The 24,999-nt window shown below is 30.0% G+C and carries 18 protein-coding genes; 4 read left to right on the plus strand and 14 right to left on the minus strand.

The genetic code is table 11. From position 1 onward, the window contains the following. Positions 1 to 506: 506 nt before the first annotated feature. From KGF41_RS18370 to KGF41_RS18430, 13 genes are all read right to left on the minus strand, one after another. Positions 507 to 1,451, minus strand: a complete 945-nt coding sequence (locus KGF41_RS18370; protein ID WP_227857043.1) for an alpha/beta fold hydrolase — start codon at positions 1,449 to 1,451, stop codon at positions 507 to 509. A 56-nt stretch (positions 1,452 to 1,507) separates the two neighbouring features. Continuing rightward, positions 1,508 to 2,086, minus strand: a complete 579-nt coding sequence (locus KGF41_RS18375) for a TetR/AcrR family transcriptional regulator (RefSeq protein ID WP_227857044.1) — start codon at positions 2,084 to 2,086, stop codon at positions 1,508 to 1,510. A 172-nt stretch (positions 2,087 to 2,258) separates the two neighbouring features. Then, the gene (gene rlmD / locus KGF41_RS18380; RefSeq protein ID WP_227857045.1) at positions 2,259 to 3,617 is read right to left on the minus strand and encodes a 23S rRNA (uracil(1939)-C(5))-methyltransferase RlmD; all 1,359 of its coding nucleotides are present in this window, start codon (positions 3,615 to 3,617) and stop codon (positions 2,259 to 2,261) included. Positions 3,618 to 3,791: 174 nt separating this feature from the next. After that, positions 3,792 to 5,552 carry a pyruvate kinase gene (gene pyk, locus KGF41_RS18385; RefSeq protein WP_227830026.1) on the minus strand — a complete coding sequence of 587 codons (1,761 nt, stop codon included), beginning with the start codon at positions 5,550 to 5,552 and terminating at the stop codon, positions 3,792 to 3,794. 51 nt (positions 5,553 to 5,603) lie between these two features. Then, positions 5,604 to 6,563, minus strand: a complete 960-nt coding sequence (gene pfkA, locus KGF41_RS18390) for a 6-phosphofructokinase (RefSeq protein ID WP_227830027.1) — start codon at positions 6,561 to 6,563, stop codon at positions 5,604 to 5,606. 208 nt (positions 6,564 to 6,771) lie between these two features. Next, complete coding sequence (locus tag KGF41_RS18395; protein WP_227830028.1) at positions 6,772 to 10,341, minus strand: DNA polymerase III subunit alpha; 3,570 nt, start codon at positions 10,339 to 10,341, stop codon at positions 6,772 to 6,774. A 153-nt stretch (positions 10,342 to 10,494) separates the two neighbouring features. Then, the gene (gene whiA / locus KGF41_RS18400; protein ID WP_227830029.1) at positions 10,495 to 11,445 is read right to left on the minus strand and encodes a DNA-binding protein WhiA; all 951 of its coding nucleotides are present in this window, start codon (positions 11,443 to 11,445) and stop codon (positions 10,495 to 10,497) included. A 16-nt stretch (positions 11,446 to 11,461) separates the two neighbouring features. Beyond that, positions 11,462 to 11,887, minus strand: a complete 426-nt coding sequence (locus tag KGF41_RS18405) for an NUDIX hydrolase (protein WP_003416968.1) — start codon at positions 11,885 to 11,887, stop codon at positions 11,462 to 11,464. A gap of 68 nt (positions 11,888 to 11,955) precedes the next feature. Continuing rightward, positions 11,956 to 13,062, minus strand: coding sequence for a gluconeogenesis factor YvcK family protein (locus KGF41_RS18410; protein ID WP_227830030.1), 1,107 nt, complete (start codon positions 13,060 to 13,062; stop codon positions 11,956 to 11,958). 11 nt (positions 13,063 to 13,073) lie between these two features. After that, positions 13,074 to 13,931: an RNase adapter RapZ gene (gene rapZ / locus KGF41_RS18415; RefSeq protein WP_227830031.1), complete on the minus strand. Its 858-nt coding sequence runs from the start codon at positions 13,929 to 13,931 to the stop codon at positions 13,074 to 13,076. Between the two features lie 52 nt (positions 13,932 to 13,983). Beyond that, entirely contained in the window at positions 13,984 to 14,697 is a 714-nt protein-coding gene (locus KGF41_RS18420) for a PHP domain-containing protein (RefSeq protein WP_227830032.1), read from the minus strand. A gap of 3 nt (positions 14,698 to 14,700) precedes the next feature. Beyond that, complete coding sequence (gene murB / locus KGF41_RS18425; protein ID WP_227830033.1) at positions 14,701 to 15,615, minus strand: UDP-N-acetylmuramate dehydrogenase; 915 nt, start codon at positions 15,613 to 15,615, stop codon at positions 14,701 to 14,703. Positions 15,616 to 15,888: 273 nt separating this feature from the next. Then, the gene (locus KGF41_RS18430) at positions 15,889 to 16,659 is read right to left on the minus strand and encodes a formate/nitrite transporter family protein (RefSeq protein WP_227830034.1); all 771 of its coding nucleotides are present in this window, start codon (positions 16,657 to 16,659) and stop codon (positions 15,889 to 15,891) included. 318 nt (positions 16,660 to 16,977) lie between these two features. Between KGF41_RS18430 and cls the strand changes: the two genes are divergently transcribed. The 4 genes from cls to KGF41_RS18450 all read left to right on the plus strand — a co-directional run bounded on the left by cls (position 16,978) and on the right by KGF41_RS18450 (position 22,979). Then, positions 16,978 to 18,459 carry a cardiolipin synthase gene (cls, locus tag KGF41_RS18435; protein WP_227830035.1) on the plus strand — a complete coding sequence of 494 codons (1,482 nt, stop codon included), beginning with the start codon at positions 16,978 to 16,980 and terminating at the stop codon, positions 18,457 to 18,459. Between the two features lie 315 nt (positions 18,460 to 18,774). Then, positions 18,775 to 19,272, plus strand: a complete 498-nt coding sequence (locus tag KGF41_RS18440; protein ID WP_227435580.1) for a complex I 24 kDa subunit family protein — start codon at positions 18,775 to 18,777, stop codon at positions 19,270 to 19,272. Between the two features lie 16 nt (positions 19,273 to 19,288). Continuing rightward, entirely contained in the window at positions 19,289 to 21,175 is a 1,887-nt protein-coding gene (locus KGF41_RS18445; protein WP_227830036.1) for an NADH-quinone oxidoreductase subunit NuoF, read from the plus strand. Between the two features lie 22 nt (positions 21,176 to 21,197). Beyond that, positions 21,198 to 22,979: an NADH-dependent [FeFe] hydrogenase, group A6 gene (locus KGF41_RS18450; RefSeq protein ID WP_227830037.1), complete on the plus strand. Its 1,782-nt coding sequence runs from the start codon at positions 21,198 to 21,200 to the stop codon at positions 22,977 to 22,979. A gap of 124 nt (positions 22,980 to 23,103) precedes the next feature. On the opposite strand, the gene KGF41_RS18455 is transcribed toward KGF41_RS18450, so the two are convergent. Then, positions 23,104 to 24,900: a MutS-related protein gene (locus KGF41_RS18455; protein WP_227857046.1), complete on the minus strand. Its 1,797-nt coding sequence runs from the start codon at positions 24,898 to 24,900 to the stop codon at positions 23,104 to 23,106. Between the last annotated feature and the right edge of the window lie 99 nt (positions 24,901 to 24,999).

The following is a 24,999-nucleotide window of genomic DNA, read 5'->3' on the forward strand; positions in this document are numbered from 1 at the left end:
CTAGAAAATTTAATCTTTTCTATTTCAACATAATTATATTCAAAATAACACTATGTAAAATTAATAACGGTGTAGCAGATTAAAGCCCACTACACCATAATTTAACAAAGTAATATATAATAATATTATTATTTGTTGTCATATGTTAGTTATCTATAAAGGCAGAGTAAGACACAACAATTAAATGTATCAAAAATACACTTAAAAATTCTGATTAAACAGAATACATATGTGTCTCCAACTATTTATTTGTTGGTTACCATTATATATAACTCTGACATAAAGCAAGACACTCCTTTACTAATATTATTGCTGATATTTTACCACAAAATATTTTTATATTCAAGTATAATTTAATGTACTCATATATTTAGGTTTGTCTAATTTCTTTATTCTATAGCATTTAGGGGCTTTTTCAAATCTAATATTCACTCAATATTAATTTTTTATATTAAGTGTTTTTATATTTTTTCTTATGATAATAGATAGAGAGAATAAATATAATTCTATAAATTTGTTATTTTATAACAGTGTTCCAAAAATATAATACAAGTACTACTCATTTTATTCAATCCATTTTCTTCTATTGGAAAATGCCCTGCACCTTCAAGCATAGTAATCCTTTTATCGCCTGTTAATCGGTCAAAAAACAGTTTACTTAATGATATATCTGTCCAACAATCATTTTCAGGATGAACTAATAATACTGGACAATCATTAAAATTTTCTGGCTCTATACTAACAGAAGGGTTCAGCATCCCATATAAAAAAGAGATTGTTACCTTACTTCCAGAAGATTTTTTATCCTTGATAAGAATTTTAGCTAAGTTTTTATTATTTGCAATTTTTTTCATATTGCCAACTAGTTTAATTGGTATCTTGAAATTGGGAAATAATTTATTTGCTATAGGTAAGCATTTTTTGCTTACTTTTCCTATGAGTGGTGAAATAGCTGTTTGTTCAATTATTATTGGAATACGTTGGTCTAAAAAGCAAGAAGCCATTAATGCATATATATTTTTACAATTACAGGCCACTTGATATGCTAAAAATCCGCCTGCACTTAGTCCAAATAATGATATTTTTTTACCTTTATCTTGAAAGTAGTTAACCAAAAAAGTTCCACAATCAACCCATGTATCATAAGTAATTTCCAAAACACTTAATATTTCTGTATTCCCATAAAGTGGCAAATCAGGGCAAATCACTTCATATCCTGCTTCTACTAAAGGTAGAGAAAGACTTGAAAGCAATCGCCCATTCCCACCAACCCCATGAAATACAATAACAGTACCCTTGTGATTATCAACTTTATAGTGGTCAATATGAATGTTTATTCCTTCCCATTTTATAAAATATTCGTTAGGTAAATTTTTTTCTCTTAACTGATTATTTAAAGGTAAATATGGTTGAACTAATTTCCATTCTGTTTGATTGTAATAATATTGCATATTTTACTATGCTCCTCTCATTTTAATTAATGATATTTTATTTTTAGACAATATTGTTATATTTGTCCAATTAATCCCGTACAAAGTATGCGAAATATTTTAGAAAACTGCAAGTATGCTTCATATGAGTCCTCATACTCAATGAGTATGTATTTCATACAATCTATTAACATATTAATTATCATTTTAGAATAATGAAAATCTTCTATGTTTAAATGCCATTGTAAATGCTTACATAAATCATTAATAATTCTTTCTTTGTAAACTACTAAATTAGTGCTTTCTAACTTAAGAAGAATAATCATATTTTTATTTAGAAAATATTTAAATCCACTTTTTTCTAAAAAGTTGTTTAAATCCTCTAGATATAGTAAAGCTGATTCCTTTGTTAACACTTTATTTTCTTCTAAGCAAATGTGATTTGATAGATTTTCCTCAACTACATTGATAGTTGGCATTATTATAAATTTCAAAAGTGCTTCCTTATTAGGATAGTAATTATACATATTTCCAATAGATGTATGAGCTTTTTTTGCTATAGTTCTCATAGAAGAATTTTCATAACCTTTTTTTAAAAATTCATTTGTTGCAACTTCTGCAATTTTCTTTTTTATTTCTTCTTTTTTTATCTGCATCTTTAGTAATCCTCCTAGAAATATCATACTTGCAGAGAATAATAATTACAATGTATGTTCATTATTAAAAAACAGAACTTTAATTTTGTTCATTATTGAATTATGAAATAGAAAAAAGGCTCCCTAAAGAGCCTTTCCTGTTTTTATTGTTTAAATCTTAATATAAACGTTACTATTGCTTGATTATCTTAGCTACAGTTTCCACATGTGTAGAATGAGGGAACATATCTACAGGCTGTGCCTCAATACATTTAAATCCATGCATATTTAGATAATCTAAATCCCTTGCTAAAGTAGAAGGATTACAAGAAACATAAACAATTCTCTCAGGATTCATTGAAATAATTGTCTCTAAAACCTTTTCGTCACAACCCTTTCTAGGTGGGTCTACAACTACAACATTAGCAGCCTTACCCTCACTATACATCTTAGGGACAACCTCTTCTGCCTTACCCACATAAAATTCAGCATTATGTATATTGTTTAACCTAGCATTTACTTTAGCATCTTTTATAGCATCTTCTATAATTTCTATTCCATAAACTTTTTTAGCCTTTTGTGCTAAAAATAAAGATATTGTACCTATACCACAATAAATATCAAAAACAGTATCAGTATCCTTTAAATCTGCATATTCAAGAGCTTTATCATATAATACCTTAGTTTGTATAGGATTTACTTGGAAAAATGATAATGGAGAAATCTCAAATACTAAATCTCCTATATAATCATTTATTTTACCATCTCCATACACAACTATATTCTCTTTTCCAAGAATGGCATTCGTATTTTTTTCATTTATATTTACAACTAAAGTCTTAAATCCAGGTATATTTTCCTCTAATACTGAAGCTAATTCTTTAAGATATGGAAGTCTATTTCCATTAGCAACTAATACAACCATTACTTCTTTAGTCGTAAATCCAATTTTTGTCACCAAATGTCTAATTACTCCAGTCTGAGCCTTTTCATCATATATGCTTACCTTATAAGCTCTTATATATGTTTTTATTATCTTAACAATTTTATCATTTAGTTCATGTTGTATTACGCATTTTTCTGTCGATATTACATCGTGAGTCTTCTTTTTGTAAAAACCAATAATAGGAACTCCATTGTTCTTTTGTATTGGAAATTGAGCTTTATTTCTATATCTATATGGCTTCTCCATGCCTATAGTATCATGAACTATCACATCATCCAACTTACCTATTCTTGTAAGTACTTGTTTAACTTCATTTGTTTTCATTTCAAGTTGTTTATTATAGTCTAAATCTTGTATTTGGCACCCTCCACAATCCTTAAGATTGTCACTACACACTCTTTTTACTCTAAATGGAGACTTCTCTATTATTTCAACAATGTCTCCTACTGCATAATTTTTCTTGACCTTATTAATTTTAACTTTAACTTTATCTTGTATTAATCCGCCCTCTACAAAAACTGTAATACCATTGTACTTTCCAACGCCTACTCCACCTTGTCCAATGTCTACTATATCTACAATATACATCTCGTTTTTTGAAAGCATAAATCACCCTCCAATCACCATATTAAATTTAAACCCTTACAAATTTTTTTCTTTAAATTTATATTAAAATCGTGCTATTAACTAAACTATATTTTTTACTAAGCTACAATATTTTATTTTACCAAAAAAAAAGGAGCTTATAAAGCCCCTTGACAAAATAAATTTATTATTTTCTTATAAAACTCTAGTTGAACCTCTATATATTACACCTCTTGATGCATCTACTGTTACAACTTCTCCATCTGTTACTAGATTAGTTATATCATTTGCAGACACAACAACTGGTATATCTAAATTTATTCCTACAATAGCTGTATGCGATGTCATTCCACCATTTTCAGTTACTACAGCTCCTGCTTTTTCTATATAATTGTTCATTTCAGCATCAGTAGTTGTAGAAACTAATATATCTCCTTTATTGAAGTCTACACAAGTATCTCCATTTTTTATTATACGAACTTTACCTTCTACTGTTTGATTACCTACACCTATCCCTTGAACAATTTCTTCACTTATTACATGAACTTTTATTAAGTTAGTAGTTCCGCTCACTCCTACTGGTACTCCAGCAGTTATAACTACTAGTTCTCCATTATCTATATAATCCGCTTGTCTAGCTGCTTCTATTGCCTTTTCTATAACTTCATCTGTATTTCCTGCAACAGAAGATTTAACTGGATAAACTCCCCATGTAAGAGCTAGTTTATTCATAGTTTTTTCATTATTTGTAGTAGCTATTATTGGAGATTTTGGTCTAAATTTAGACACCATTCTAGCAGTATAACCTGAAGAAGTAGATGTTATTATAGCTGATGCATTTAAATCTACAGCTGTTGTACAAGTAGCATGACTTATTGCATCTGTTACTGTAACATTATTAGTACCATTTTCCTTTAACAATCTATCATAATCCAAAGTTTCTTCTGTTCTTTTTGCTATTGTAGCCATCATCTTTACAGCTTCTACAGGATATTTCCCAGCAGCAGTTTCTCCAGATAACATTATTGCATCTGTTCCATCATATATAGCATTAGCTACGTCTGTAACTTCTGCTCTTGTTGGTCTTGGATTTCTTATCATAGAATCAAGCATTTGTGTAGCAGTTACAACTGGTTTTGCTAATTCATTACATTTTTTTATCATCATTTTCTGAACTATTGGCATTTCTTCAGTAGGTATTTCAACACCTAAATCACCTCTAGCTACCATTATACCATCAGAGACTTTTAATATTTCATCTAAGTTTTCTACACCTTCTTGATTTTCTATCTTAGATATAATTTGTATATCAGTTGCATTGTTATTCTCTAAGATTTCTCTTATTGCTAGTACATCCGATGCTTTTCTTACAAATGAAGCAGCTATATAGTCTATACCTTGACTTATTCCAAATTCTATGTCGCTTATATCTTTAGGAGTTATTGCTGGTAAATTTATTTTTACACCAGGCACATTTACTCCTTTATGATTTTTTACTATTCCAGAATTTTCAACGATACATATTATATCTTCACCTTTTATTTCTTTTACTCTTAAACCAACTAAACCATCATCTATTAGTATAGAATCTCCTACTTTAACATCTTCAGCAAGACCTTTATAACTTACTGTACATATTTCTTTAGTTCCTACAACATCTTTCATAGTTATAGTAAATTTTTGTCCTTCTTCTAAAGATACCTCTGGGTCTGCAAAATTACCTGTTCTAATTTCTGGACCTTTAGTATCTAATAATATAGCAACTGGTTTATTTAGTTTTTCTCTAACTTTTTTTGCCATATCTATTCTTTCCTTGTGTTCTTCATGTGAACCATGGGAAAAGTTAAATCTGCACACATTAAGACCATTTTGCATAAGTTGAGTTAAAACTTCTTCACTTTGTGACGCTGGCCCTAGCGTACAAACAATTTTTGTTTTCTTTACATTATTTAACATATTTGCTCCTCCTGAAATATTATTTCACAGATTTATTTTAAATACTAAAATTTATATAGATAATATTTTTGCCATTTCATAAGCTTCTTTATCAAAAACTTTCTTTTGAGATAAAGCTTCACTTATTTCTAAGTCAATTATTTTGTTTTCTTTTATTCCGACAACTCTAGCCGACTTTCCATCTAGTAATAATTCTACAGCTCTTACACCAAGTCTGCTTGCTAGTATTCTATCAAATACAGTTGGGCTTCCTCCTCTTTGAACATGACCTAATACAGTTACTCTTAAGTCTGCTCCTGATTCCTTTTTAAGCTCCTTCTCTAAATCGCTAGCACTTCCAACTCCTTCTGCCAACACGATTATACTGTGTCTCTTACCTCTTTTTTGAGTAGTCTTTAATCTTAAAGCAACTTCATCTACTTTAATCTCTACTTCTGGTACTATTATAGTTTCAGCTCCCCCTGCAAGACCTGCATATAAAGCTAAATCTCCACAGTGTCTTCCCATAACTTCTACTATATTAACTCTTTCATGAGATGATGATGTATCTCTTATTTTACCTATAGCATCTATAATAGTATTCATTGCAGTGTCAAATCCTATAGTATAATCTGTATACGCTAAGTCATTATCTATAGTTCCTGGTATACCTATAGCTGGAAATCCTAAGTCACTAAGTTTTTGAGCTCCTGTAAATGAACCGTCTCCTCCAATTACAACTAAGCAGTCAATTTTATACTTTTTAAGAATTTTTACTGCCTTTAATCTACCTTCTTCTGTTTTGAATTCTTCACATCTAGAAGATTTTAATATAGTTCCTCCTCTGTGTATAATATCTCCAACAGAAGATAAGTTCATTTCAGTTAAATCTTCTTCTAATAATCCCTTATATCCTCTATTGATTCCATATACTTTGCATCCATAATATATTGCTGACCTTACAACCGCTCTAATTGCAGCATTCATTCCTGGAGCATCTCCTCCACTTGTTAGTAATCCTATAGTTTTCATTTTTTACCTCCTTGGATTTTATGTCAAATTTTTATTATAATCATTCTTATCATATCTTAATGGACTTTTTTCGTCCCTATATCATTTTTCAATCCCATTAAGACTAAAAAAATTAAATGTCCTTAAATGTCCATTTTGTGATATTATATCACAAAACGGACAATATTTTTCATATTATTATAATATATTTAGATTTTTATCCAAAAAATTAAGCTTTTATCTTTATGTTATCCTTAGGAAGTAATCTTTCTAAATTGTTTACAAATTCATCACATATAAAAGTCGATACTCCTGTCATTTTATATGCTTTGCGCTTACCATTTATATTTTCATCCATAGGATATAAGTATATACTGTCATTACCTGGATATTGTTTTGCTATTTCTATAATACTGTAAGTTGTATCTGTATCAGACATACTATCTATTTTTAAATACAGTTTTTTACCACTTTCTAATTTAACATTTTGTACATTTTTAGTTCTTACTGAATTATATTTTTTAGCTTCAAAATCAGTATTGTCTTTTATATCTTTTATTTCTCTAGCTATAAGTTTTGCATTTTCGCCTTCTTTTATACTTAATGTTCCTTTTACATAAATTATATTGTCTTCATTCAAAATAACATTATATTTTTGTAATAACTGAGGAAAAACTATTATTTCTATTGCACCATATAAATCTTCCAACTCAATAAATGCCATAATTTCATTTCTTTTTGTGGTTTTTATCGTTTTATTTACAATCATCCCACCCATTATTGCATCTGTTTCATTCATTTGTATATATGACTCTTCATCCTCTTTTAATGAATTTAACTTTCCATTATCTATAGATGTTTTTTCTTGTAATTCTTTTTCAAATTGCGATAAAGGATGCCCACTTACATACATTCCCAGAACTTCTTTTTCAAGATTAAGTCTCTCTCTTTCTTCATATTCTGGTCTTTTAGGTAGATTATATATTTGTTGAAAGTCGCTATCTTCTTCACTATCTCCAAAAGCATCAAATAATGAAATTTGACCTTGAACATTTTTCTTTCTGTCCATAGATACACTTTCTAGTAAAGTTTCATAACCAGCCATCAAACTAGCTCTATTTTCACTTATATTATCAAAAGCTCCACATTTTATTAAACTTTCTATTACTCTCTTATTTGTATCTTTTTGGTCTAATCTCTTAACTAAATCAACTAAGTCTATAAATAATCCATTAGACTCTCTTTCATCAATTATATTGTTTATTATATTCACACCAACATTTTTTACAGCAGCCAGGCCAAACCTTATGTTGTCACCTTCAACCGAGAATTTTGAAAAACTTTTATTTATGTCTGGTGGCAACACATCTATATCTAATGCTTTACATTCTCTTATATATTCAACTACCTTATCAGTATTTCCCATAACACTAGTTATTAAAGCTGCCATAAACTCAACAGGATAATATGTTTTTAAATAAGCTGTCTCATATGCTAAAACTCCATATGCAGCTGCATGTGATTTATTAAATGCATAACGAGCAAAATCTATCATATCATCAAATATTTTATTGGCTATTTCCTCTTCTACACCATTTCTAACACATCCTGCAATTTCTATGTTACCATCTTCATCAAATTTCCCATGAATAAAATATTGTCTTTCTTCTTCCATTACATCCATTTTTTTCTTACTCATGGCTCTTCTAACCAAGTCACTACGACCATAACTATATCCACCTAAATCTCTAACAACTTGCATAACTTGTTCTTGATATACCAAACATCCATATGTAACTTCCATTATTGGTTTTAATTTCTCATGTAAGTATGTTACATCTTTTGGATTACTTTTATTTTTTATATATGCTGGTATAGAGTCCATAGGACCTGGTCTAAATAGAGATATACCCGCTACAATATCTTCAAAATTATCTGGCTTCAGCTGTTTCATAAAACTTCTCATACCAGCACTTTCTAACTGGAATACTCCTAAAGTATTTCCAGATGAAAGCATTTCATATACTTTTGGATCATCATAGTCCATCTTTGAAAAATCTATATTTTCAGTATAATTTTTTATTGTTCTATTCTTTTCTATTAAATCAAGTGCATCTCTTATAACTGTAAGTGTTCTTAATCCAAGAAAGTCCATCTTTAAAAGACCAAGTTCTTCAAGTGTTGTCATAGTAAATTGAGTTGTGATTGCATCTTGATGCTTGTATAGAGGTACATACTCGTCTACAGGATTTTTGGATATAACAACTCCTGCTGCATGAGTGGAAGCATGTCTTAACATTCCCTCTATTTGCTTTGATATATTGATTATCTCTTTTGTTTCAGGGTCTTGGTCATATAAATCCTTAAGGTTTGGATTTGTATCTAATGCCTTATCTATCGTCATTCCTAAAGCAAATGGTATTTCTTTGGCTATCTTATCAACCTTATTGTAGCCTATATCTAATACTCTTCCGACATCTCTTATTGCAGCTTTTGCACCCATTGTTCCAAAAGTTATTATTTGTGCAACATGGTCATCACCATATTTTCGCTTTACATAGTCTATAACTTCTTCTCTTCTTTCATAGCAAAAATCTATATCTATATCTGGCATAGATATACGTTCTGGATTTAGAAAACGTTCAAATAGGAGAGAATATTTTATTGGGTCTATATCAGTTATCTTAAGTGTATATGCTACTATTGAACCTGCCGCACTACCTCTACCTGGTCCTACTATAATATTATTTTCTTTAGAAAAATTTATAAAGTCCCAAACTATTAAAAAGTATTCCACATAACCCATTTTTTCAATTACATCTAATTCATAATTTAATCTATCTAGTATCTCACTATCAGGATTATCATATCTCTCTTTTAATCCATTAAAACACAATTCTCTTAAATAAGTTTCTGGTGTATATCCATCTGGTACATCGTATTTAGGAAGATGTATAGTATTAAAATCAAACTCTACATTACACATATCAGCTATTTTTACAGTATTATCAATAGCCTCTAGTGCATATGGGAATAATTCTTCCATCTCTTCTCTTGATTTCAGATAAAACTCATCACTTCCAAATCTCATTCTATTTGGGTCATTTACTGTTTTACCCATTTGAATACACATAAGAACATCATGTATTTTTGAATCCTCTTTATTTACATAGTGGACATCATTAGTAGCAACTAATGGAATACCAAGTTCTTTGGATAATTTCACCAAACCAGAATTCACTTCTCTCTGTTCTGGTAAATTATGGTCTTGAATTTCTAAGAAGAAATTTTCTTCACCAAATATATCTCTGTAATCAATGGCAAACTTTTTTGCTTTTTCATAATTTCTATTCATCAAAGCACGTGCAACATCTCCTGCAAGACATGCAGAAAGTGCTATAATCCCTTCACAATGCTTTCTAAGTTCTTCCATATCGACTCTAGGCTTATAGTAAAAGCCTTCTACATATGAAGTCGATACTATTTTTATCAAATTTTTATAGCCTTCCATATTCTTAGCTAATAAAACTAAATGTCCTTGATATTTATCATAATTAGGGTCTTTATCTCTTAATCCACGCGCAGCTGTATAAACTTCACACCCTATAATTGGTTTTATTCCTTCTTCTATAGCTGTTTTATAAAAATCTATAACACCAAACATACAGCCATGGTCAGTAATAGCAATTGAACTCATATTTAATTCTTTAGCTCTTTTTATAAGTTTTTTCACCCTCGAAAATCCATCAAGTAAACTATACTCAGTATGTACATGAAGATGAGCAAAATCTTTTTCCATTAAATCACCTCCTGTTTTATAAATTTAATTTTACCACAAATACACATCTTAAAACAAAAACAGAGACTTTTATCTCAAAATAGGAATTAACTTCCACCTATAGCCCTATATGTTGAAATTAATTCTTATTTTGAGATTGTCCCCTCAAATTTATTATAATGATTTTTTTTTCAAGTCTGTTGCGATTTCTTCTATTTTTCTAAGTCTATGATTGACACCAGATTTTCCTATTGGCGGGTCTAACATCTCTCCAAGCTCCTTGAGAGTCATATCTTCATACTCAATTCTAATCTTGGCTATTTCTTGTAAATTTTCTGGTAAGCTACTAATCCCTATAGTTTCTTGTATTAGTCTAATATTTTCTACTTGTCTTACGGCTGCATTTACTGTTTTAGAAAGGTTAGCTGTCTCGCAATTTACTATTCTGTTTACATTGTTTCTCATTTCTTTTACTATTTTAGTATTTTGGAGACTTAAAAGAGCGTGGTGTCCTCCTATAATACTTAACAAATCTGATATTTGTTCACTCTCTTTAAGATAAACAACATAGTTATTTTTTCTAGCCACAATTTTACTATTAAAGCCTAAAGAATTTATAAGTTCTTTTAATGAATCTGCAAAATCCTCATTGTTCGTTACAAATTCCATATGATAGTTTTTTTCTGGGTCACTTATAGAACCTGCACCAAGAAAAGCTCCTCTTATAAAGGCTCTTTTACATCCATCATGTTTAACTAAACTTTCTGGAACTATATTTATAGTAAAAAATCCCTCTTTTTCTTCCAATACACCTAACTTTTTTAATAACATTTCTGAACCCATTTCACTTGTTACCATTAACACATAACTATTATTTCTCTTTAACATTTGATTTTTATTTACAGAAATTGTAGTATTTATGCTGAAATTCTTTTTTAATAACTTAAAGACTTTACGGGCTATTGAGTTTAATTCTGTTGTTATTTTTAAATTTAGTTTTTTATATCCAACAATTTGTATACTTCCCCCTGATTTAACTAGAGCTGACAGTTCAGCTATATTACAACATTCATTCTCAGATACAATTCTCGCTAGTTCATTTTTGGTTTCAGTTGAAAAAGACATATATATCACCCATTAACTAATTTTTCTTTAACCTTTTTTTTATTTCTTGTAAGGCAACCTTTATTATCTCCTTTTCATCATCATACCTAGCTAGGTCTACCACTCTATCTAGATGGATAAATTTAGCATCAATAAAGCCTTCCTCTTTTTGTGGAATAGTATCCATATTTTTCGCTTGCATTAAGTACCAAAAAACTGTTTTATGAACTGCTCTATTTTCATCCCAGTTTTCTTTGAATGTATAGTGTATTTCACCTAAATATTTCAATATATCTGCTTTTACTCCAGTTTCTTCACTTACTTCACGTAACGCTGCCTCTTGGTTATTTTCCCCTTCTTCTACTTTTCCTTTGGGTAGCACCCAATCTCCATTGAACTTCCTTAGTAAAAGAATTGTATTGCCAAACAGGACTACACCACCAGCACTAACCTCTTCTCTCATCGATGTTCACTCCTTAAAACTAACATAATGATAAGGATTTCTACACTTTTTTTTAAAATCCTTTTTTACTAACTTTTGTTGTAATTATGACTTAGGGCTAACTCAATAACTATGTTAGATATATATTTTGCATCATGTCTTATATAATTATTTTTTATTTCAATCAAATTTTTTTCTACAGTTTTTATACCCATCTCTTTTAACTTATCTTTTTGTTTTTTATCTAGTAAAACCTGTTCTGCTCCATCTTGTTTATATAAATCAAGCATTCCTTCTGGCAATATTTCGTTATTTGCTATCACATAATCTATCAAATTATTGTCAGTATGCTTTATTATCGCATTAACATGTTCTAATACATTATATCCTTCTGTTTCCCCTGGCTGAGTCATTATATTTGATATATACACTTTTGGTGCTAAAGAGGCTTTAATGGCGTCTACAACACCATCTACAAGTAGATTTGGTATTATACTCGTATATAAACTTCCAGGACCCATAATTATAATATCAGCATCATAAATAGATGCAATAACATCTCCCAATGGTTTAACATCTTTAGGATTTAAGAAAATTTCATCAATAGAACTTTTTTGATTCTTTGATTCTTCAGGTATACTAGATTCACCATTTACTATTTCACCATTTTTTAATTTAGCAACTAAGTTTACATCTTCTAGTGTTACTGGCAAAACCCTACCTGTTATAGCAAAAATCTCACTTAATTTATACACAGCTTTTTCAAAGTTTCCATATAATCCATTCATAGCAGCTAAAAATAGATTTCCAAAACTTTGACCTTTTAAAAGTCCTTCTGTAAACCTATATTGCATAACTTCATTCATAGTTGGTTCTATATTTGCAAGTGCTAATAGGCAATTTCTTATATCTCCTGGTGGAAGCATTCCTAAGTCTTCTCTTAATACTCCTGAACCTCCACCATCATCAGCAACAGTAACAATCGCAGTTATATTCTGTGTAGAGTGTTTAAGCCCCCTCAGAAACACTGATTGACCAGTTCCTCCACCTATTACTACTACATTGGGGTCTCTATTTTCGATAACAGACCTCTGAAATAACCTTACTTTTTCATTTTTTGCTTTCTTATATATAAATAACGATACAATTAATGCAATCCAACCTAAAATTCCTACAATAATAAGTAATTTAGCCATGTTTGCCTCCATTATCGTAACATAGAGTCTCTGTGTTTTTTTACAACTCTATATCCTTTATTAGATAAATCCTCCGCTATAAGATTTGTTATAGTAACTGACCTATGTCTTCCACCTGTACATCCAACACCAATTACTAGATGTTGTTTTCCTTCTTCTATATATTGAGGTACTAAGAAATGAATCATATCTAAAAGCTTCACATAAAATTCTTCACTAATTTTAGAATTCATGACATAATCTCTGACTTCTTTATCGTCACCAGTTTTAGATCTCAATTCTTCAATATAATATGGATTAGGAAGAAATCTTACATCGAATACTAAATCTGCGTCAGCAAGTATACCATGTTTAAATCCAAAAGATACTACAGATATAGTTAGATTAGGATTCTCTTCACCAGAAGAGTATATTTTCTTTATTTCTTCCTTAAGGTCTTTCGGTTTCATATTAGTTGTGTCAATTATGCATGTAGAAAATCCCTTTAAAGGCTCCATTATTTTTCTTTCCATTTTTATACCTTCTGGAATTTGCATGTCTTTCGCCAATGGGTGATTTCTCCTTGTCATTTTATATCTCTTTAACAATACATCATCATTACAATCTAAATACACCATTTCATATTCATAATTTTCTTTTTCCAAGTAGTTTAAACTCTCATGAAGAGCTTCAAAAAACTTTCTTCCTCTTATATCTATACCTAAAGCAACTTTATCAATACTTGAGTTTGGTTGATAACATAATTCTGCAAATTTAGTTATCAAAGCAGGAGGTAGATTATCTACACAATAAAATCCCATATCCTCTAAAGCTCTCATTGTTTCACTTTTTCCAGACCCTGAAAGACCTGTAACTATAACAAATTTCATTGCTAACTCCTCCTTTTTATCTTCAGTCTATTACACTTTTATCTTTTGTTTATTACACTATAATATTTTCTACTAATGATATATCCATATTTGAATCATATACAGCTTTCATAGCTCGTTTAAAATCACCCACTCTTTCTGGGCAATGTGCATCTGACCCTATTATAAATTTATTTCCTATTTCTTTTATTTCGTTTATTTGTTTTACATTTAAAAAAGAATGGCTACTATTTATTTCAAGCCTCGTATCTGTCTTTTTTGCTACCTTTGCTACTTCTTCTATATATACATCACCTTTATCACCAGGATGTGTAATTACAAAAATATCATTATTATTCATAGCATTTATTACAGCTTTTGTATTATACTCTTTTGCTTTTTCAGTTTTAAAAATATAATTATTACAATGATTTAATAAACTTCCAAATGATGTAGGAGTAGAACCAAAATGGTATCCAGCCATGATATAGTCAAGTTCTTTTATAAATTTGTCATCCATGTCTATATTACCTTTATCATCTAATATGTTACACTCCATACCCAAAAGTATATTTATATCACTATATTTATCATTCAAAGAATTTACGTCTTCTCTCATTTTATGAATATCTTTCGTCTTTACACCATATGCAATATGCTTATAACTATGGTCTGATATTCCTATTGTCTTTATCCCTTTAGCAATGGCCACCTTTACATTATCTTCAATAGTTCCCTTACCATGACTATATAATGTATGTGTATGATAATCAGCCAATATCTTCATTTGTTAATCCTCTCCAAGTATTTTGACTTCTTCTTCCAACATAACCCCAAACTTGGCATATACAGAACTTTTTATAACATATATTAAATCTAAAATATCTTTAGCACTTGCTTCTCCTAAATTAACCACAAATCCACAATGCTTCTCAGATACTTGAGCACCTCTCAAAGTAAGTCCTCTTAATCCAGTTTCTTCTATTAACTTACCTGCAAAATATCCTGTTGGTCTTTTAAATGTACTTCCTGCACTAGCAAAATTTAATGGTTGCTTAGTTGTTCTTCTTGTTGTTAAATCATCCATTAAACTTTTTATTTCATCATAATTTCCTTTTTGCAAATCTATTTCTGCTGATAAAGCTATATATCCATTTTTCGCTATTATACTTTTTCTATACCCAAATTCCATCTGTTCATTTGACAGTTCAAAGATATTGCCTTCCATATCTATTAATCTTACTGATTTTACTATATCTTTCATTTCACCACCATATGCTCCTGCATTCATGGCTAATGCTCCACCTAATGTTCCAGGTATACCTGAGGCAAACTCAAATCCTTTTAGTTCTTGTTTTTGTAGAGCTTTACCTAAAACAGATAATAAAGCTCCTGACTGAGCAATTATTTTAGTACCCTTTATCTCATAAGAATTAAAGTTGTCTGCAAGTTCTATTACTATGCCTCTTATTCCACCATCTTTAATTAGAATATTCGAACCATTTCCAATTATTAAATATGGCATAGATTCTTTTTTCACTAACTGAAGTACATTTTTTAGCTGTTCTTCAGTTCTAGGTCTAACCAATATATCTGCTGGACCTCCAACTCTAAATGAGATATGTTTTTTCATAGGTTCATCTATTTTTATATCATCTTTGCTTAATATATTTAATAAATTTTCATATATATCTTGATTATTCATTGTATTTCCTCCCAAATTATACTAAACTTCAGTTGTCAGTATTGTCTAAATTATATTAATGTATAGTATTAACTATATTCAATAATATATGATTTTGCTTATCATACAGATTTCATATTTTTAAGTTTTTTAATTCCAAACTATATTCAATAAATATATAATAAAGTAAAAAAAAAAAAATAACAACATATAAAAGAACATAAATAATTTAAAAAAAGCATCAATATCGCTGATATCAATGCTTTAAAAGGCTATTTAATTCGTATTATTTATCTAACTATTTTTCACATAGCAAAGATAATAAATTCCTCCAACTATTATAGAACCTCCAACTACATTTCCAAGCGTTACAAATACCAAATTAGTTATTAATTGAACCATAGTAATATCTGCTCCTAATGCCATTCCCATTGGTATAAAAAACATATTTGCAACACTATGTTGGAATCCACATAAAACAAATAACATTATTACTGTCCAACATGAAGCTAACTTAGATACTATATCTTGAGATGCTGTAGCCATCCATACAGCTAAAACTACTAAAATGTTACAAAGTATTGCTTTTAAAAACATTGAAACTATCGTTGAATTAACTTTAGCTTCTGCTACAGCTATGGCTTTTGTAGCTGCATCCCCTGTTAATGTAGAAGAATAGTATACAAGTGCCACTAAAAGTAGTGAACCTACTAGATTGGCAAAATAAACTAGTCCCCAGTTTCTTAGCATTTTTCCCAATGTTATTTTTTTGTCCATAAGCGGAATAAGCATTAAAGTATTTCCAGTGAATAACTCTGCTCCTGCTACCACTACAAGCATAAGACCTACTGGAAAGACCATAGCACTTAAAAAACTAGCTATTCCTGCGTCTATCTTACCAAAAGTCTGGCTAACTATTATACTCCCCAATCCCCCAAAACCTATAAATGCTCCTCCAAATAAACCTAATAAAATTGCATTTTGTGTTGAAATATTCGCTTTTTTAATACCTGCACTTATAGTTGCTTGTGCAGTTTCCCCAGGTGTCAAGAATCCTTTACTCATAAATCCTTCCCCCTTAAAAATTATACTTTTCCTTGTCTTTTTATGGCAATAATTATATAATAACAATATGATATATAATAAATTTTATTAATATAAAAAATTTTCTATATGCTTATATATACTTATGTCTATATAATTATATTATTTATTATATACTAACTTTGTTAATTTCGAAATAATTATATTTAAATTGAAAAATTTACCTTTTGATTATTTATTTTACTTTTTTATTATTGAGGTATTATATATAATAGATATATGTTCGAGTTATTATATATAATTACTGATTTTACTAAATACCCAAAAGGAGGAAATTTTATGTTTAATATATCATTTTTCGAAATGTCAATATATGAAATAACAGTTACTACAATATATGTAATTAATTTCATGGTTATACTAAATCTCATTTTTAGAGAAAAGAGAAATATAAACACAACTCTAACATGGCTTCTTATATTAGTATTAATACCAGCTCTTGGATTTATACTTTATATGGCTTTTGGTAGAAATATTTCAAAAAACAATATGTTTAGAGTAAAAGAAAAGGACGATAAGATAATCAAAAGCAATATACTAGATACTCAAGTTAAATTACAATCTACATCTGAAATTGATTCAGAAATACATCAACATAAGGATATGATTTATGCATTAGCTAATTCAAATAATGCTCATTATACCAATAATAATGATGTGTGGATTTACGCTGAGTCTAGTCAATTTTTTAACACTCTTCTTGAAGAACTTAAGAAAGCAAAGAAATATATAAATATACAGTTTTACATTTTCAAAGATGACAAAATTGGAACTGAAATAATTGACATTCTAGTAGATAAGGCCAAAGAAGGTGTAGAAGTAAGACTTTTATTTGACGCCGTTGGTGGTAGAACACTAAAAAATAGTACACTTTCTAGATTAAAAGAAAGTGGTGTTAAAGTTGGAAGTTTCTTTCCATCATTCTTAAAAATTGTAAACTTTAACTTAAACTACAGAAACCACCGAAAAATTGTTGTCATTGATGGAAAAGTAGGATTTGTAGGTGGATACAATGTTGGAGACGAATATCTAGGTAGAAATCCAAAATTTGGTCTATGGAGAGATACACATACTAAACTTACTGGTGATTGTGTAATTGACCTAAATATGAGATTTATCCTTGATTGGAGATATACAACTAAAGAAGATTTAGATTTAGAAAAGTACTTCGCAGAAAGTGAAACACCTTCTGATTGTCCTTCTGAAAATATTGGGATTCAAATAGTATCAAGTGGTCCAGATATATCAGAGCTCGATGAAATTAAATATGGTTACCTTAAAATGATTCAGAAAGCTAGAAAGTATATATATATACAGAGTCCTTATTTAATACTTGACTCAACATTTATAGATACTTTAAAAATAGCTTGTTTATCTGGTGTTGATGTAAGAATTATGATTCCTTCTAAACCTGACCATCCTTTTGTATACTGGGCATCATATTCATATGCTGGAGAACTTTTAAAATTTGGAGCTAAAATCTACACTTATGGTGAAAATGCATTTTTACATGCTAAGACAATAGTTATAGATGACTCTATATGTTCTATAGGAACAGCTAATATGGATATAAGAAGCTTTGAGCTTAATTTTGAAGTAAATGCCTTTATGTACTCTTCAAAAAAAGCACTAGAGCAAAGAGTTATATTTGAAAATGATATTTTAGATTCAAAAGAAATAACATTAGATGTATATAATTCTAGGTCTACTTATATAAAAATCAAGGAATCAATTTCTCGACTATTATCATCAGTTTTATAAATCTTTTATTCTATAAAAATTTTACCTTTTGGTTTATTTTTTAAAGTTTTTTATATATATTATTTTTTTTTTATTGAATTCAGTCCATTTTTTTTATTTTTTTTAACTATTCTGAATTATTTTATATTATAATAGACTAGTATAGTTTTTTTTTAATAGGTAACTTTTTTGCATTGTTTTTATGAATAAAGAAATTGTTGTATATTATTCTTTCTTTATTGTTTTGGTTTTGTTCACCAACATAATATTGGTGTCAACGCATGGTTAATTATTTTATGAAAAATAATAACTTTAAAAAGAAAAGGGGGATTTGTTATGTGCGATTTTATTTCACACAACAAGCAGTTATTTGACGAATTAGATATATTTATTGACTCTCTTGCAACAAAAGAAGGTGCTTTGATACAAGTTCTACATGAAGCTCAAGGTATATTTGGATATCTTCCAAAAGAAGTACAACTTCATGTTGCTAAAAGACTTGGAGTAGCTCCTGCAAAGGTATATGGGGTTGTTACATTCTATTCTTATTTCACTACAGAACCTGTAGGTAAGTATAAAATAAGTGTCTGTCTAGGTACTGTATGTTTTGTAAAAGGTGCTGATAAGATATTAAGTGCTTTTGAAAAACAGCTTGGTATAAAAGTTGGAGAAACTACTAGTGATTTTAAATTTTCTTTAGAAGGTTTAAGATGTTTGGGGGCATGTGGTTTAGCTCCAGTTGTTACTGTAAATGGTAAAGTTTATGGTAAAGTAAAACCAGATCAAGTAAGCGAAATATTAGATACTTATAGAGAATTAGAATTGAATTGTTAAGAGGGGTGAATAAATAATGCGTAAAGTAAATTCATTTGATGAATTAAAAGTTTTAGCTGATGAGCTAAAACCTAGTCTTAGCCTAAGAAAAAATTATTCTAAGGAAAATGTATTAAGAAGAGAATTACTTGTTTGTTGTGATACTGGATGTACATCTTCAAACAGTATGGAAATAGTTAGTGAATTAGAAAATGAAATAAAAAAATCAGGAATACAAGACAAAGTTGATGTTCGCTTAACAGGTTGTTTTGGTTTCTGTGCTCAAGGTCCTATCGTAAAAGTTTATCCTGATAACGTTTTCTATGTGAAAGTTGAACCATCTGATGCTGAAAAGATAGTTCAAAATCACTTAATTAGAAATACAGTTGTTGAGGAATTATTATATGAAGAAGAATCTTTAAATAAAAAAGTAGAAGCACAAGAAGAAATGTCTTTCTACAAAAAACAATTACGTATAGCTCTAAAGAATTGTGGGCTTATAGACCCAGATAGTTTAGAGGATTATATTGCTAATGATGGTTATTTAGCTCTAGGTAAATGTTTAACATCTCTTACTCCTCAAGAAGTTATTGCAGAAGTAAAGACTTCTGGTCTTCGTGGTAGAGGAGGAGCTGGATTCCCTACAGGTTCTAAATGGGAAGCTGCTTCAAAGAATCCTGCTGGCCCAACTGATAAAAAATTCGTTGTCTGTAATGCTGATGAAGGAGACCCTGGTGCATTCATGGATAGATCTGTACTTGAAGGAGACCCTCATAGTGTACTAGAAGCTATGGCAATATGTGGATATGCTATAGGTTCTGATACAGGATACATATATATAAGAGCTGAATATCCAAAATCTATAGAAAGACTAAAAGTAGCTATAGCTCAAGCTGAAGCACATGGCTTACTTGGTGAAAATATTTTAGGTACTGGATTTAACTTCAAATTAGAATTAAAATATGGTGCAGGAGCTTTCGTTTGTGGTGAAGGTACAGCTTTAATGCATTCAATTGAAGGTAGACGTGGTGAACCTAGAATGAAGACTTATAGTTCTTCTAAGAGTGGATTATGGAAATCTCCTACTTGCTTAAACAATGTTGAAACTTTTGCTAATATTCCAGCAATCATACTTAAGGGTGGAGACTGGTTTGCTAACTTAGGTACTGATGATTCTAGTGGTACTAAAGTTTTTGCTCTTGGTGGAAAAGTAGAAAATGTAGGTCTTGTTGAGGTTGCAATGGGTACTACTTTAAGAGATATTGTATTTGAAATTGGTGGAGGAATTCCTGAAGGTAAGAACTTCAAGGCAGTTCAAACAGGTGGACCATCTGGTGGATGTATACCAACTGAACATTTAGATATACCTATAGACTTTGGTTCATTAAGCTCTATAGGCTCAATGATGGGCTCTGGTGGTATGCTTGTTCTTGATGAATCTGACTGTATGGTAGATATAGCCAAATTCTTCCTTGAGTTTACTGTTGAAGAATCTTGTGGTAAATGTACACCTTGTCGTATAGGTACTACAAGATTATTAGAAATATTAACTAAAATTACAGAAGGTAATGGTACTCTACAAGATTTAGACGACCTAGAAAACCTTGCTGAAACTATACAAACTGCTTCATTATGTGGTCTTGGTAAAGCTGCTCCAAACCCTGTTTTAAGTACTCTTCAATATTTTAAAGATGAGTATATAGCTCATGTTGTCGATAAGAAATGTCCTGCTGGCAAATGTCAAAACTTACTTTCTTACTTCATAACAGATGCTTGTAAGGGTTGTACAAAATGTTCTAGAGTGTGTCCTGCTGGTTGTATAACAGGTTCTGTTAAAGAACAACATGCAATAGATACTTCTAAGTGTCTAAAATGTGGTGCTTGTATAGATAATTGTACATTTAATGCTATAATCAAGAAATAACTTATTTGGAGGAGGAATAACAATGAGTTTAGTTAATTTAACTATCAATGGCAAACATGTTTCAGCACCTAGTGGAACTTCTATCTTAGATGCTGCAAAACTAATAAATATAAAAATACATAACCTTTGTCATTTACATATGAATGAAATAGATAAGCTTGACACTTGCGCTTCTTGTCGTGTTTGTATGGTTGAGACAGAGAGAGGTTTAGTTCCAGCTTGTGGAACAGTTATAAAGGAAGGTATGAGAGTTCAAACTAATAGTGCTAGAGCATTAAATGCTCGTAGAACTATTGTTGAATTACTATTATCAGACCATCCACAAGATTGTTTTATATGTGAAAAAAATGGAGACTGTGAATTACAAACTATAGCTGCTGATTTAGGAGTAAGAAAGATAAGATATCAAGGTTCTAAGTCTTTTGCAGGTAAAGATACCTCTACTAAATCTTTAGTTAAAGACCATTCTAAATGTATATTATGCAGAAGATGTGAAACTGTATGTAATGATATCCAAACAGTAGGAGCATTATCTGGAGTTAATCGTGGATTTAATACTTTAGTTAGTACATTTTTCAATGCTGATATGGTTGAAACAGAGTGTACATTCTGTGGCCAATGTATATCTGTCTGTCCAACTGGAGCATTAACAGAAGTAGATAATGTGCCTAAACTATGGGATGTTTTAAATAAAAAAGAAAAAACTATAGTAGTGCAAGTTGCTCCTGCTGTAAGAGTTGCTATTGGTGAAGAGTTTGGATTAGAGCCAGGTTCAATATCTACAGGAAAAATGGTTGCTGCTTTAAAAGCACTTGGGTTTGAGCATGTATTTGATACAAACTTCGGTGCAGACTTCACTATAATGGAAGAAGCTACTGAATTTATAGAAAGAATTCAAAAAGGTGAAAATCTACCTATATTAACAAGTTGTTGCCCTGCATGGGTAAACTTCTTAGAACACAATTATCCAGACCAATTAAATCTAGCATCTAGCTGTAAATCTCCTCAAGGTATGTTTGGTTCTATAGCTAAGAACTACTATGCACCTAAAATACTAGGAATTAATCCAGATGACCTTTATGTTGTATCTGTAATGCCTTGTGTAGCTAAGAAGTATGAAGCTTCAAGAGAAGAATTAAGTGAATCTGGAATATTAGATGTTGACCTTTCTATAACTACTAGAGAGCTAGCTAAGATGATAAAAGAAGCTGCTATCGATTTACCTAATCTTCAAGACCAGGATTTTGATAATCCATTAGGAAAATCTACTGGTGCTGCTTCTATATTTGGAGCAAGTGGTGGAGTTTTAGAAGCTGCTCTACGTACTTCATATGAAAAGATAACTAACAAAACTTTAGATAATGTAAACTTTACTAATGTTAGAGGGCTTAAAGGAATCAGAGAAGCAAGTATAGATGTTGATGGAACTACAGTTAATGTATGTATTGTAAATACACTTAAAAATGCTAGAAAGATGATGGATAAGGTTAGAAGTGGAGAGTGTAAGTACCATATCATAGAAGTTATGGCATGTCCTGGTGGATGTGTTGGAGGAGCTGGTCAACCTTACCATCATGGTAATACTGAAATAATTGATAGACGTGCAAATGCATTATATGAAATAGATAGAAACAAGGCTATTCGTAAGTCTCATGAAAATCCTGACTTACAAGCTATTTATAAAGACTTCTTTGGAGATCCAAATAGCGATGTAGCTCACAAATACCTTCATACTCATTACTTTGATAAGAGTTGTATTTATGAAGAATGTCCAAAAGAATGTGCTTGTGAAGAAGCTAAATAAATTTTAATAAATTGAGAAACTAAAATATTCTCAAATAAAAGGATTGTATAAAGTGCTTTTAAGTACTTTATACAATCCTTTCTAATTTAATCATAGATAACCTACTTTTCTACACTTATCTTGGTTAAAGTATTCCTGCCATTTTCATAAGCTGTTTTGCATTTGTAGTCTTACATCTTCCATCTTTTATGGTATAGTCAAAATAGATTTTATCATCAACATAGTACTCTGAAAAATGGTAGTTTACAATCTCTACATCTCCACCACTTGAAAGGTCACATAACTCAAAATCATGTGTTGTAACCATACTTATGACCCATGGCTTTGATAGTTTCTTTACTGCCTCACTTGCTCCAATAATTCTATCAGCAGAGTTAGTTCCTTTAAAAATCTCATCAACTAAAACCAACATAGGTAATTCTTTTATGCTATATTGAATCATTGATTTTATTCTGAGAATTTCAGCATAAAAAGTTGATATACCTTGACTTACATCATCTTGTATTCTCATAGATGTAAATATAGCCATACATGTTGCATCAAAACTTTTAGCACATACAGGAGCACCTGCATACGCCAATACTAGGTTTACACCAATACTTCTTAAAAAGGTCGTCTTCCCTGACATATTTGAACCTGTAATGATACAGGTTTGAGAATTTAATTTTATCGAGTTTGCTATAACACTTTTCTCTGCTATTAATGGATGATATACTTCTTCAACGTCTAACCTTGGAATACTTTCATTTTTTATTATTGGAAAGCAGATATTTTCCTTTACTTGACCAATAATAGTTAAACTTATTAAAGCTTCAAACTCTCCAATAGATTCAAGCCATCCTCTAATTTGATTTCCATATACACCTTTCCATCTTTCTAGAGATTCTGCACAGTGATAATTCCACATAAGAACACCACAAGCAACTATATACACTATTTGATTATATCTTAGGTTTACGGCATTACCTATTGAGTTCAATTGTTTAATACCTTTTGAAACACCATTACCTTTAGAAAGTTTTGCTTGTAATTCTTTTAAATATGGGCTTTCGAATGTCTCTTTCTCTAAAACTTCAAACATTTTTTCATATACTTGTATACTTCTACTAAACGAGAATAATGGAGATAAGGTCTGCATAAGCTTTGTATGTCCAAAACCTCCAAATCCTAACTGAAGTACAAAAAGTAAAAAAACAGGTAACACAGGCAAAAAACCTAATATAAAAAATATAAAAGATAATATTGTTGCAGTAGGTAAACCCCAAGTAAAAATATGCATCCACTTAGGTATATATACATTTTTATCTTCTCCATACTCTATAAATGACTCTATACTTCTATCAGAGTTGGTTTTTTGCTCTTTACCAATTATATTACTTAATGTCTGAATATGAATAGAAAAATCCTGTTTTGATAAGAGCTCTTTTACTGCTGTTTGTCTTTCTAAGATTATCTTATCATCTGGATTTTCATTCCATAAAGACTTAGCTAAAGACTGCTTTCCATAGGATGTATTAGCCACACAAATATACTGATATAGTGATGCTCTTCCAAATAGGTCTAAATCTTTTGCTTGTGAATTTTCTTCTTGTATATACTCTTTGCCATCTATTTTGAACTCTTTCCACTCATCACCAAATCTTTTAACATACTTATCTAGCACTTCACCCTTACTCTTAAAATACGATTCTTCATCTTTTATTTTATTATGAATAACTAAAAGTGAAATAAATAGAATCAATGCCACAATTCCAACAAAAATACCTATTGTATTTTTATTGTAAAATCCAATAGCAAATCCTGCTATCAATATTAAAAAAGATATTAACCTAGCTGTACTTACATTATTTGATTTTTTATTTAAGAGCAATTCTTTTTCAGTAGTACTTTCTAAAAGCTTACTAAAATAGTTTATTCCCATAAAGACTCCAACTTCCTTATCATATAATAAATTTAAATATAGTATTAAATTTAATCTAATAACTTTAAACGTTAATTTAAACTCGGTTTATATAATATA

Origin of the sequence: Clostridioides sp. ZZV14-6150, assembly GCF_020657875.1 — a bacterium.
Lineage (GTDB): Bacteria > Bacillota > Clostridia > Peptostreptococcales > Peptostreptococcaceae > Clostridioides.

What these genes read in the sequence shown, in the direction of transcription:
- KGF41_RS18370 (WP_227857043.1), bottom strand. Translation starts at nt 1,451, where the DNA reads ATGCAATATTATTACAATCAAACAGAATGGAAATTAGTTCAACCATAT.
- KGF41_RS18375 (WP_227857044.1), bottom strand. Translation starts at nt 2,086, where the DNA reads ATGCAGATAAAAAAAGAAGAAATAAAAAAGAAAATTGCAGAAGTTGCA.
- rlmD (WP_227857045.1), bottom strand. Translation starts at nt 3,617, where the DNA reads ATGCTTTCAAAAAACGAGATGTATATTGTAGATATAGTAGACATTGGA.
- pyk (WP_227830026.1), bottom strand. Translation starts at nt 5,552, where the DNA reads ATGTTAAATAATGTAAAGAAAACAAAAATTGTTTGTACGCTAGGGCCA.
- pfkA (WP_227830027.1), bottom strand. Translation starts at nt 6,563, where the DNA reads ATGAAAACTATAGGATTACTAACAAGTGGAGGAGATGCTCCAGGAATG.
- KGF41_RS18395 (WP_227830028.1), bottom strand. Translation starts at nt 10,341, where the DNA reads ATGGAAAAAGATTTTGCTCATCTTCATGTACATACTGAGTATAGTTTA.
- whiA (WP_227830029.1), bottom strand. Translation starts at nt 11,445, where the DNA reads ATGTCTTTTTCAACTGAAACCAAAAATGAACTAGCGAGAATTGTATCT.
- KGF41_RS18405 (WP_003416968.1), bottom strand. Translation starts at nt 11,887, where the DNA reads ATGAGAGAAGAGGTTAGTGCTGGTGGTGTAGTCCTGTTTGGCAATACA.
- KGF41_RS18410 (WP_227830030.1), bottom strand. Translation starts at nt 13,062, where the DNA reads ATGGCTAAATTACTTATTATTGTAGGAATTTTAGGTTGGATTGCATTA.
- rapZ (WP_227830031.1), bottom strand. Translation starts at nt 13,931, where the DNA reads ATGAAATTTGTTATAGTTACAGGTCTTTCAGGGTCTGGAAAAAGTGAA.
- KGF41_RS18420 (WP_227830032.1), bottom strand. Translation starts at nt 14,697, where the DNA reads ATGAAGATATTGGCTGATTATCATACACATACATTATATAGTCATGGT.
- murB (WP_227830033.1), bottom strand. Translation starts at nt 15,615, where the DNA reads ATGAATAATCAAGATATATATGAAAATTTATTAAATATATTAAGCAAA.
- KGF41_RS18430 (WP_227830034.1), bottom strand. Translation starts at nt 16,659, where the DNA reads ATGAGTAAAGGATTCTTGACACCTGGGGAAACTGCACAAGCAACTATA.
- cls (WP_227830035.1), top strand. Translation starts at nt 16,978, where the DNA reads ATGTTTAATATATCATTTTTCGAAATGTCAATATATGAAATAACAGTT.
- KGF41_RS18440 (WP_227435580.1), top strand. Translation starts at nt 18,775, where the DNA reads ATGTGCGATTTTATTTCACACAACAAGCAGTTATTTGACGAATTAGAT.
- KGF41_RS18445 (WP_227830036.1), top strand. Translation starts at nt 19,289, where the DNA reads ATGCGTAAAGTAAATTCATTTGATGAATTAAAAGTTTTAGCTGATGAG.
- KGF41_RS18450 (WP_227830037.1), top strand. Translation starts at nt 21,198, where the DNA reads ATGAGTTTAGTTAATTTAACTATCAATGGCAAACATGTTTCAGCACCT.
- KGF41_RS18455 (WP_227857046.1), bottom strand. Translation starts at nt 24,900, where the DNA reads ATGGGAATAAACTATTTTAGTAAGCTTTTAGAAAGTACTACTGAAAAA.